This window comes from Flavobacterium sp. (assembly GCF_031363805.1).
Taxonomy (GTDB): Bacteria; Bacteroidota; Bacteroidia; order Flavobacteriales; family Flavobacteriaceae; genus Flavobacterium.
On sequence record NZ_JANLVD010000078.1, the window covers coordinates 1 to 10651 of the forward strand.

Annotated in this window: 10 protein-coding genes; 6 read left to right on the forward strand and 4 right to left on the reverse strand. The window is 34.4% G+C overall.

The genetic code is table 11. The features are described from left to right. Both RMN92_RS04410 and RMN92_RS04415 read right to left on the reverse strand, forming a co-directional pair. The coding region (locus RMN92_RS04410; protein ID WP_309608254.1) for a phosphoenolpyruvate carboxykinase (ATP) at window positions 1-879 on the reverse strand (879 nt) is incomplete at its 3' end. A gap of 70 nt (window positions 880-949) precedes the next feature. Beyond that, window positions 950-1336 carry a DUF423 domain-containing protein gene (locus tag RMN92_RS04415; protein WP_309608255.1) on the reverse strand — a complete coding sequence of 129 codons (387 nt, stop codon included), beginning with the start codon at window positions 1334-1336 and terminating at the stop codon, window positions 950-952. A gap of 154 nt (window positions 1337-1490) precedes the next feature. On the opposite strand from RMN92_RS04415, the gene RMN92_RS04420 reads away from it, so the two are divergent. Together RMN92_RS04420 and RMN92_RS04425 are read left to right on the forward strand one after the other, a co-directional pair. Beyond that, a complete protein-coding gene (locus RMN92_RS04420; protein ID WP_309608256.1) occupies window positions 1491-2861 on the forward strand; it encodes a saccharopine dehydrogenase C-terminal domain-containing protein in 1371 nt (456 codons plus the stop codon). Window positions 2862-3068: 207 nt separating this feature from the next. Next, window positions 3069-3539 (forward strand): Lrp/AsnC ligand binding domain-containing protein, encoded by a 471-nt coding sequence (locus RMN92_RS04425; RefSeq protein WP_309608257.1) that lies wholly within the window; start codon window positions 3069-3071, stop codon window positions 3537-3539. Between the two features lie 69 nt (window positions 3540-3608). Here the strand turns inward: RMN92_RS04425 and RMN92_RS04430 are convergent, their stop codons facing one another. Then, window positions 3609-4901: an aminopeptidase P family protein gene (locus tag RMN92_RS04430; RefSeq protein ID WP_309608258.1), complete on the reverse strand. Its 1293-nt coding sequence runs from the start codon at window positions 4899-4901 to the stop codon at window positions 3609-3611. A gap of 24 nt (window positions 4902-4925) precedes the next feature. Continuing rightward, complete coding sequence (locus RMN92_RS04435) at window positions 4926-6287, reverse strand: hydroxymethylglutaryl-CoA synthase (RefSeq protein WP_309608259.1); 1362 nt, start codon at window positions 6285-6287, stop codon at window positions 4926-4928. 288 nt (window positions 6288-6575) lie between these two features. Here RMN92_RS04435 and RMN92_RS04440 point away from each other — a divergent pair, with 288 nt between their 5' ends. The 4 genes from RMN92_RS04440 to RMN92_RS04455 are packed head-to-tail and all read left to right on the forward strand — an operon-like array spanning window position 6576 to window position 10425. Further along, complete coding sequence (locus RMN92_RS04440; RefSeq protein ID WP_309608260.1) at window positions 6576-7241, forward strand: succinate dehydrogenase cytochrome b subunit; 666 nt, start codon at window positions 6576-6578, stop codon at window positions 7239-7241. Window positions 7242-7246: 5 nt separating this feature from the next. Then, window positions 7247-9247 (forward strand): fumarate reductase/succinate dehydrogenase flavoprotein subunit, encoded by a 2001-nt coding sequence (locus RMN92_RS04445; protein WP_309608261.1) that lies wholly within the window; start codon window positions 7247-7249, stop codon window positions 9245-9247. 31 nt (window positions 9248-9278) lie between these two features. After that, the gene (locus RMN92_RS04450; protein WP_309608262.1) at window positions 9279-9644 is read left to right on the forward strand and encodes a four helix bundle protein; all 366 of its coding nucleotides are present in this window, start codon (window positions 9279-9281) and stop codon (window positions 9642-9644) included. A 37-nt stretch (window positions 9645-9681) separates the two neighbouring features. Beyond that, window positions 9682-10425, forward strand: a complete 744-nt coding sequence (locus RMN92_RS04455; protein WP_309608263.1) for a succinate dehydrogenase/fumarate reductase iron-sulfur subunit — start codon at window positions 9682-9684, stop codon at window positions 10423-10425. Window positions 10426-10651 lie beyond the last annotated feature (226 nt).

A 10651-nucleotide genomic window follows, 5' to 3' on the forward strand; every position in this document is an offset into this window, starting at 1 on the left:
CAAATCGATGGTTTTGGCATAGCAGCCACCTTCAAAATTGAAAACACCATCATTATCCCAACCGTGTTCATCATCGCCAATTAATTCCCGTTTTGGATCTGTAGACAAAGTTGTTTTTCCAGTACCGGAAAGTCCGAAGAAAACTGCAACATCGCCGTCTTTCCCTTTGTTAGCAGAGCAATGCATGGAAGCCATTCCCTGCAAAGGCAAATAATAATTCATCATCGAAAATAAGCCTTTCTTCATTTCGCCACCATACCAAGTGCCACCAATTAATTGAATTTTTTCAGATAAATTGAAAGCAACATACACCTCAGAATTTAATCCATGCGATGCAAAATCTTTGAATTCAGTTTTAGAACCATTCATGACCACAAAATCTGGCTCGCCATACACTTCAAGTTCCGCTTCTGTTGGGCGAATAAACATATTTTTTACAAAATGTGCTTGCCATGCCACTTCAACAATAAACCGTACTTTTAAACGGGTATTTTCATTCGCACCACAAAATGTGTCTACTACAAATAATCTTTTTCCAGATAATTGTTTTGCAGTAGTTTCTTTTAAAGCATTCCAAGTATTTTGAGAAATGGGTTTGTTATCGTTTACCGCTTTGTCTGAAGTCCACCAAATGGTATTTTCAGTGATGGCATCTTTTACAATATATTTATCTTTTGGGGATCTGCCGGTAAATTCTCCAGTCATTACATTTACAGCACCAAGTTCTGTTAGTTGTCCTTTTTCGAAGCCTTCCAGTTTAGGGTCTAATTCTTCTTTGTATAATAAATCAAAGGATGGATTGTAAATAATTTCTGAGGCGTTTTCTATTCCGTATTTTTCCAACGAAATGGTTTTCGTAGATTGAGCGTATGTTTCCATAAAATGTTATATGTGTTGAATACTAAATCAAAGTGCAAAAGTATAAATATTATTTCAATTGCTTTAAATATTATACTTTTTTTACAACGATGTAGTAAAAAGTAATTCCCCATGATACAATTATGAGCAAACCTCCTATTGGCGTAATAGGTCCAAGAAATTTAAAATCAATTCCTGAAATGGCTTTGGTTGTTAATAAAAATATAGATCCAGAAAATAGAACACTTCCAAATAATGCAAAATAAAAAATAATTCTTTTTTGTTTTTCTAAAAGCAAAGAAGTTGTTCCAATAAACAAAAGAAAAAATGCCTCATACATTAAATATTTTACACCTACTTCAAATGAAGCCAATTGATCCACAGACAATATTTTTTTCAAAGCATGTGCACCAAAAGCACCCAAAACAATGGAAACAATTCCAAAAATTAATGCCGTAAGAATGATTTTTTTATTCATATTTTTTAAATTAAAAAGTAAAATTCTCTCTGTTGTCTCAAATCTTAGTTTAAAAACAAAATCTGAACCAAAAAACACGTCTAGAAAATCAACATTTTTCTATCGTCAAAAATAGAACATTTCATTACATTTGCCACACTTTTATAATTACAAAATGAGAAACATTCTAATTATTGGCGCAGGAAAATCTGCTTCAACATTGATACAATATCTTTTAAATAAATCTGATGCCGAAAATTTGCATCTCACCATTGGCGATTTATCATTGGCACTAGCCCAACGAAAAACCAATAATCATAAAAATGCTACAGCAATTGCTTTGGATATTTTTAATGAAAACCAAAGAAAAACTGAAATTCAAAAAGCAGATATTGTAATCTCGATGCTTCCAGCAAGTTTACATATTGAAGTTGCCAAAGATTGTATTCTTTACAAAAAACACATGGTTACGGCATCCTATATTAGCGATGCCATGCAAAGTTTAGACGCTTCTGCTAAAGAAAATAATTTAATTTTCATGAACGAAATTGGTCTAGATCCTGGTATCGATCATATGAGTGCCATGAAAGTCATTGATGAAATTCGTGACAAAGGTGGAAAGATGATTTTGTTTGAATCTTTCTGCGGCGGACTAGTAGCGCCAGAATCTGACAATAATTTATGGAATTATAAATTCACGTGGGCACCAAGAAATGTAGTTTTGGCTGGTCAAGGTGGCGCTGCAAAATTCATACAAGAAGGCACTTATAAATACATTCCATACCATAAATTATTCCGAAGAACAGAATTTCTAGAAGTTGAAGGTTATGGCCGTTTTGAAGGTTATGCCAATCGAGATTCGCTCAAATACCGAAGTATTTATGGTCTTGACGATGTTTTAACCTTATACCGTGGCACCATCAGAAAAGTTGGTTTTTCAAAAGCGTGGAATATGTTTGTTCAATTGGGAATGACCGATGATTCTTATATCATAGATGACTCAGAAACCATTAGTTACCGAGAGTTTGTCAATTTATTTTTGCCTTACCATCCAACAGATTCTGTAGAAATTAAATTGCGATTGCTTTTGGGAATAGAGCAAGACGATATCATGTGGGACAAATTGGTAGAACTTGATTTGTTCAATAAAAATAAAATTGTAGGATTAAAAGATGCCACACCTGCACAAATTCTTGAAAAAATTCTCAATGACAAATGGACTTTGCAAGAACATGACAAAGATATGATTGTCATGTACCACAAATTTGGATATGAACTAAATGGCAAACAACATCAAATAGATTCGAAAATGGTTTGCATTGGCAATGATCAAACTTATACCGCCATGGCAAAAACTGTCGGATTGCCAGTAGCTATTGCCACTTTGCAAATATTAAATGGAAATATTAAAACGCCAGGAGTACAATTGCCTATTACCAAAGAAGTGTATTTGCCAATTTTGGCAGAACTTGAAAACTTTGGAATACATTTTAATGAAATCGAAATGCCATATATTGGTTATAATCCAGATAAAGTGAGTCATTAGAATTTTTATTTGGAGCTAATCCCGCTATTCGTTGCAATCTGTCATTGCGAGGAACGGGCGCCATCTTTCATGATTATTTTGCACAATCGCAATGACAGGATTTCCACTGCTATCGGGGCTAGTGCATTATAGTATACAATTATTTAAATTGCTGTAATTTGTATTTAAAGAAAGTAAATCTGTATTTTTGCTTCAAATTATTAACTCATGAAGATAAATCAGTTACAAATTGAAATTGACGGTATCGACAAAGAAATTCTTCGGGATTTAATGGTCGATGCTAGAAAACCAATACTCCAAATTGCAAATAAAATAGGAATTTCTGGAGCAGCCATTCACCAACGCTTGCGAAAACTGGAAGAGGCAAAAGTCATTTCAGGCTCCAAACTCATTGTAAACACAAAGGTTTTGGGTTATAGTACCATGGCTTTTGTAGGCGTTTATTTGGACAAAGCCGCGCGAAATTCTGAAGCAGTTCGAGAGCTCAAAAAAATCCCGGAAGTGCTGGAATGTCATTATACGACAGGAAACTGGAGTATTTTAATTAAAATTATTTGCCGCGATAACGAACATTTAATGCAATTATTAAACACAAACATTCAAGCTATTGAAGGTGTTTCAAGAACTGAAACTTTTATTTCATTAGACCAACAAATTGATAGACAAATTCAGTTTTAAATTATTGACATAAAAAAACGGCTCACATTTCTGCAAACCGTCTATCATCATTTCGTTTATTATCACAAATTAAGCATTCATCAAATTCTCAATTTCATCAACTTCAATAAGAATATTTCTCATCAAATTAAATGGCGCTCCTTTTTCTTGAATGACTACATCGTCCTCCAAACGAATGCCAAAACCTTCTGAGGGAATATAAATACCAGGCTCAACAGTGAAAACCATATTGGCTTTCATTGGTTCGTGCAACAATCCATAATCGTGAGTGTCCATGCCCAAATGATGCGAAGTTCCGTGCATAAAATATTTTTTGTAGGCTGGCCAATCTGGATTTTCATTCTGAACATCGGCTTTATCAATTAATCCCAACCCTAAAAGTTCAGAAGTCATAATTTTGCCAACTTCTACATGATATTGTTTCCATAAAGTTCCAGTTGTAAGCATTTTTGTGGCTTCGTTTTTTACATTTAAAACCGCTTGATAAACAGCTTTCTGACGGTCAGTAAATCGTCCAGAAACTGGAATCATTCGAGTCATATCGCTAGAATAATTGGCATATTCTGCACCAACATCAAGCAAAATTAAATCGCCAGCTTTGCATTGCTGGTTGTTTTCTATATAATGTAAAACATTGGCATTATTTCCCGAAGCAATAATTGGCGTGTAGGCGAAACCTTTGGAACGATTTCTTAAAAATTCATGCGACAATTCTGCTTCGATTTCATATTCCATAACGTTTGGTTTTACAAACGAAAGCAAACGACGGAATCCTTTTTCGGTAATATTGCATGCATTTTGAATCAAATCAATTTCTTCGCTTTCTTTAATGGAACGAATGCGTTGCAAAATTGGATTCGACTTGGCCACTTGGTGCGCAGGATAGTTTTTTTTCCACCATTTTACAAAGCGAGCTTCACGGGTTTCAGTTTCAATTGATGCACGATAATGTTCGTTTGTGTTAATGTACATAGTATCGGCGTAAGCCATAACTTCTTTTAAAGTCTTGTGAAAATCTTGTAGCCAAATCACATTTTTTATACCTGAAACTTCAAAAGCTCTGTCTTTTGTCAATTTTTCACCTTCCCAAATGGCAATGTGCTCGTTGGTTTCTTTTAGGAATAAAATTTCTTTTAAATGATCATAAGGTGCATCTGGAAAAAGCAATAAAATGCTTTCTTCTTGGTCTACGCCAGATAAATAAAGTATGTCTCGATGCTGAGCAAACGGCAAGGTAGAATCGGCAGAAACTGGATAAATATCATTGGAATTGAAAACAGCAACGCTGTTTGGTTTCATTTGCGCAGTGAATTTCGCTCTATTTTTGATGAAAAGCTGAGAATCTATTTGATGGTATTTCATGATTTGAATTTTAAAAACACAAAGCTAATCAATCCATTTATAATAACGAGCACCAATTAGGTTAGAATTTTCTTTTTCAATTCGATCTAAAACCCATTCGTTTTTTGGAGAAAGAACATATTTTTTTTGCTCTTTTTTATGAAGTTTTTCGTAGGTTTCAAAATCAATTTCAAAGCTTTGTTTCAGAGTTTCAAAAAGTTTTACCTTGGCAATAGCCAATTTCCAATCTTCTTGAACTGTGCCTTCAAAAACTTTTGATTTGGAACCGCTTCCATAAGCAAGAAAGCCAATTTTTTGACCAGAAATTTCTTTTTTGGTTTCATAAAAATGACACAAAGTCGATAACAATCCCATAAAAATAGAACCTGTATACAAATTTCCAATTAGGGAAGAAGCGATTTCAGCTGGTTGCAATTTATCAGCCACAAATTTTTGGTAAGCTTCAGACTTACTTATTTCTTTCAATTTATTTTGATAATCAGCTGATGATTCGTTACCAGAAATCATATTGGTTAGTGAATCCAATGCATAAATCTCAGACAATATACGTCTTCCTTGAAAGGCATACGGCAAATGCATTACAATTGAAGTCCAAGAATGATACAAATTTTCTGGTATATTTTTTAACTTCTTAAAAGAAAAATAGGCATTTCGAGTTCTATCCATATAACATTGGTTGGAATATTGACCATCGAAAACGGGTTGGCTTTTATGAATTTCGATTTCGGCTTCCAAATTCTCAAACCAAGGTTCATTGTTGCTATTTCCAAAAATTTCTGTTTTTGAAATTATTCTGTAAGGTTTAAAAAAATCGAAAACGCCTTTTGTGCTGGTTGCCCAAAGGTTTTCAAAACTCAAAATTCTAGGGTTTGAAGTCACTAGCATCGCCAATGCGCCAGCACCTTGTGTGTATTCGCCGGTAGAATTTAAATCGTATTTTGCAATATCTGTACAAACAACAATGGCTTTTTTTGTTGGATTCAATCGAACAAAATCGATACAGTTTTGTAAAGCATCCACACCGCCAATACAGGCAAAAGTAAAATCGACAACATCGCATTCAGAAAGTGAATTTTCGACAAATTTTTGCTCCATTAATGATATTAGAAATGAAGAAATTGGTTTTGAACTATCAATAGTACTTTCGGTTCCTACATATATTCTGGCAATCTCAGCTGGATTTATTTGGTTATCCAAAATCAGTTTGGTTAAAGCATTTGCACCAAAAACCACCACATCTTGGTGAATGTCTGGCAAGGTCATTTTGAGCAAACCCAAGCCTTTTTCCAATTTTTCAGGCTCTATATTTCTGGCTAAAGCCAATGCTTTTATGGGTAAATGTATTTTGGCTACATCAAACGATATGGCATCAATTCCTACTTTCATTTTTATTGTTTTGAGATATAAAATTACGCTTTAGATTAATATAAAATAATTTTTTGTTAGGTAAAACTCACATTTTTTATTTTTTTGCGAATTTGAAATAAAATCTGTTACTAAATTATTAATTTAATAATTATGCTATTTATTATAAATTTTTGCGATGTGTAAACTCTTCATAATAAACAATAGTTAAAAACATTTAAACTCATTATAAATTAGAGCGAAAAGGTTGTAGTATTTTGCAAATAACTGTATTTTTGTCTAAATTTTTTAAAAATACATTTGTAAGTTATGGCAAATTCTACATTATTAAAGTCATCTATTGCTAGAAAAGTAGCGATGGCACTTTCTGGACTTTTCTTAATTTTATTTTTAGCACAACATTTTTTTATAAACAGTACTTCAGTTTTTAGTGCCAATACTTTTAATGCTATTTCTCATTTTATGGGAAATAATCCATTGGTTCAATATGTAATTCAGCCTATTTTAATTATTGGTGTTATTTTCCATTTCTGTATGGGATTTATTTTAGATTTCAAAAATAGGAGTTCTAGACCAATTAATTACGCAAAATACAATGGAGCTGCAAATGCTTCTTGGGCTTCGAGAAACATGATTATTTCAGGATCGGTGGTTTTGGCTTTTTTAGGATTGCATTTTTATGATTTTTGGATTCCTGAAATGGTTTACAAATATGTGGAAGTAAATCCGTTAATTGAGAATAGATATTTTGAAGAATTGCAACATAAATTTGTAGACTTACCAAGAACGATTATTTACTGTATTTCTTTTTTATTGTTGTCATTGCACTTGTGGCATGGCTTCAACTCATCGTTTCAATCAGTGGGTTTTAATAATAAATTTTCAAAATCATTACATAAATTAGGATATGCGTTTGCAATCGTAGTGCCTTTTGGTTTCATTTTTATTGCACTGTTTCATCATTTTAATCATTAATTACTATGGCATTAGATTCAAAAATTCCAAGTGGCGCCATTTCAGACAAATGGACCAATTATAAAGATCATATTAATCTGGTAAATCCAGCCAACAAGCGTAATTTAGATATTATTGTTGTAGGTACAGGATTGGCTGGAGGTTCTGCAGCGGCAACGTTGGCAGAATTGGGTTATAATGTAAAAGCATTTTGTTTTCAAGATTCGCCTCGTCGTGCCCACTCAATCGCAGCACAAGGTGGAATCAACGCTGCAAAAAATTATCAAGGCGATGGAGATTCTGTTTTTAGACTTTTTTATGATACCGTAAAAGGTGGTGATTATCGTGCTCGCGAAGCAAATGTTCACCGTTTAGCAGAAGTTTCAACTAGTATTATCGATCAATGTGTCGCTCAAGGTGTTCCTTTTGCTCGTGAATATGGTGGGCTTTTAGATAACCGGTCTTTTGGTGGAACATTGGTTTCAAGAACTTTTTATGCCAAAGGTCAAACTGGACAACAACTTTTATTAGGAGCTTATTCAGCAATGAATCGCCAAATTGGTCGTGGGAAAATAAAAATGCACAACCGTCACGAAATGCTAGATTTAGTTATCGTAAACGGAAAAGCACGCGGCATCATAGCACGTAATTTAGTAACAGGAGAAATCGAAAGACATTCTGCTCACGCCGTGGTTATTGCTTCTGGAGGATATGGAAATGTATTTTTCTTGTCAACAAACGCCATGGGAAGCAATGTAACTGCAGCTTGGAAAATCCACAAACGCGGGGCGTTTTTCGCCAATCCTTGCTACACACAAATTCACCCAACATGTATTCCGGTTTCTGGAGATCATCAAGCAAAATTGACTTTGATGTCTGAATCTTTGCGAAATGATGGTCGAATTTGGGTTCCAGCAAAATTGGAAGATGCAAAAGCCATCCGTGAAGGAAAATTAAAACCTACACAATTGGCTGAAGCCGATAGAGATTATTATTTAGAAAGAAGATATCCAGCTTTTGGGAATTTAGTGCCACGAGATATTGCTTCTCGTGCCGCAAAAGAGCGTTGCGATGCAGGTTTTGGAATCAACAAAACTGGAGAAGCCGTTTACTTAGATTTTGCTGCAGCGATTATCCGTTACGGAAAAGACCAAGCTTTGGTGAAAGGTTTAAATGTGAATGATGATGCTTTAATTATAAAACTGGGAACAGAAGTAGTTGCCAATAAATATGGGAACTTGTTTCAAATGTATGAGAAAATTGTTGACGAAGATCCATATACAACGCCAATGATGATTTATCCAGCGGTACATTACACCATGGGTGGCACTTGGGTTGATTATAATTTGCAAACTACTATTCCGGGTTGTTTCTCTATCGGAGAATCAAATTTCTCAGATCACGGAGCCAACAGATTGGGAGCTTCGGCATTGATGCAAGGTTTGGCTGATGGTTATTTTGTTTTACCTTACACTATTGGAGATTATTTGGCGCCAGATATTAAAATGGGAGAAATCTCTACCGATTCACCAGAATTTGAAGAAGCCGAAAAAAATGTATTGAATCAGATCAATGCTTTGATGAACAACGGAGGAACAAAACCTGCGGATTATTTTCATAAGAAATTAGGAAAGATAATGTGGGACAAAGTTGGAATGGCGCGAAATGCCGAAGGATTAGCAGAAGCGCAAGCTGAAATTGCTGAAATTAGAGAAGATTTCTATAAAAATGTTCGCATTCCTGGAATAAAAGATAGTTTCAATCCAGAATTGGCGAAAGCACTTCGTGTGGCCGATTTCTTGGAATTGGGTGAACTTTTCGCTAAAGATGCTCTGCACAGAAACGAATCTTGTGGTGGACACTTCCGTGAAGAATACCAAACTCCAGATGGAGAAGCACAACGTGATGACGAAAATTTTGCATACGTTGCAGCTTGGGAATACAAAGGAAAACCATCTGATGCTGTTTTGCATAAAGAAGAATTGAAATTTGAGAATGTGAAGTTGGTGCAAAGAAGTTACAAGTAGGAAATAGCCATAAGCCATAAGTTTATTAGCCATGAGTGATTTCAAATCATATAAAGATTTATTAATTTGGCAGAAAGGAATTTTAATAGTTAAAATGATTTACAATTGCTTACAAAATTTTCCCAAAGATGAAATTTTTGGATTACAAAATCAAATAAAAAGAGCGTCTGTTTCTATTCCTTCAAATATAGCTGAAGGCTGGGGTAGAAGTTCTACACAAAGTTATCTGCATTTTTTAAAAATTGCTCGAGGTTCATTATTTGAATTAGAAACACAAATTATAATTGCAAAAGAATTAGATTTCCTAAGTGAAATTAAATTTAAAGAAATATCAGAATTAATTACAGAAGAAAGCAAAATGTTAAATGCCTTTATAAAGTCAATAAGCAAAGACTAAACTCTTGGCTCTTGGCTCTTGGCTCATAAACTAGAATATGAAACTAAACCTAAAAATATGGCGTCAAGAAAACGCTAAAGCAACCGGAAAATTGGTCGATTATCAAGTAGATCATATTGAACCAGATATGTCTTTCTTGGAAATGTTGGATATTTTGAACGATCAATTAATCGAAAAAGGAAGCGATACTGTTGCTTTTGACCACGATTGTCGCGAAGGAATTTGCGGCATGTGCTCGTTATTTATCAATGGCGAAGCGCACGGTCCAGACCGATTGGTAACGACTTGTCAATTGCACATGCGTAAATTCAAAGATGGCGACACCATTTATATCGAACCGTTTAGAGCCAAAGCATTTCCGGTCATCAAGGATTTAGTTGTTGATAGAAGTTCATTTGACAGAGTGCAACAAGCTGGTGGATTTATTTCAGTAAATACTTCTGGAAATACAATTGATGCCAACACCATTCCGATTGAAAAACATGATGCAGATCGCGCTTTCGATGCAGCCACTTGTATTGGTTGTGGCGCTTGTGTTGCTACTTGCAAGAACTCATCAGCTATGCTATTCGTTTCAGCAAAAGTATCGCAATTTGCACTTTTACCGCAAGGAAAAGTCGAAGCCACAGACCGTGTTTTAAACATGGTGGCACAAATGGATGCCGAAGGTTTTGGAAATTGTACCAACACTGGCGCTTGCGAAGTCGAATGTCCAAAAGGTATATCTTTAGAAAATATTGCCAGAATGAATAGAGAATATTTGTCTGCAAGTTTGAAATAATTTTAAATAAAAATTAAAAAATAATACATATTTTACAACTGCTTTTTGTGATAATCATAGCTTCCAATTTAAAGTATTCATTTAATGATAGAAATACTCAAAATCAGTTAAGGCTACCTCTAAAAACTCCTGAACTTGCTTAACCTATTGATAATTTGTATCTTGTGCTTATGAAACAGTTTAAACGACAAAGAGACTACGGATTTTTCGATCAAGACATTCGACT

Excerpts from the sequence above, each read along its gene's own strand:
- RMN92_RS04415 (WP_309608255.1), bottom strand. The coding sequence starts at position 1,336 with ATGAATAAAAAAATCATTCTTACGGCATTAATTTTTGGAATTGTTTCC.
- RMN92_RS04420 (WP_309608256.1), top strand. The coding sequence starts at position 1,491 with ATGAGAAACATTCTAATTATTGGCGCAGGAAAATCTGCTTCAACATTG.
- RMN92_RS04425 (WP_309608257.1), top strand. The coding sequence starts at position 3,069 with ATGAAGATAAATCAGTTACAAATTGAAATTGACGGTATCGACAAAGAA.
- RMN92_RS04430 (WP_309608258.1), bottom strand. The coding sequence starts at position 4,901 with ATGAAATACCATCAAATAGATTCTCAGCTTTTCATCAAAAATAGAGCG.
- RMN92_RS04435 (WP_309608259.1), bottom strand. The coding sequence starts at position 6,287 with ATGAAAGTAGGAATTGATGCCATATCGTTTGATGTAGCCAAAATACAT.
- RMN92_RS04440 (WP_309608260.1), top strand. The coding sequence starts at position 6,576 with ATGGCAAATTCTACATTATTAAAGTCATCTATTGCTAGAAAAGTAGCG.
- RMN92_RS04445 (WP_309608261.1), top strand. The coding sequence starts at position 7,247 with ATGGCATTAGATTCAAAAATTCCAAGTGGCGCCATTTCAGACAAATGG.
- RMN92_RS04450 (WP_309608262.1), top strand. The coding sequence starts at position 9,279 with ATGAGTGATTTCAAATCATATAAAGATTTATTAATTTGGCAGAAAGGA.
- RMN92_RS04455 (WP_309608263.1), top strand. The coding sequence starts at position 9,682 with ATGAAACTAAACCTAAAAATATGGCGTCAAGAAAACGCTAAAGCAACC.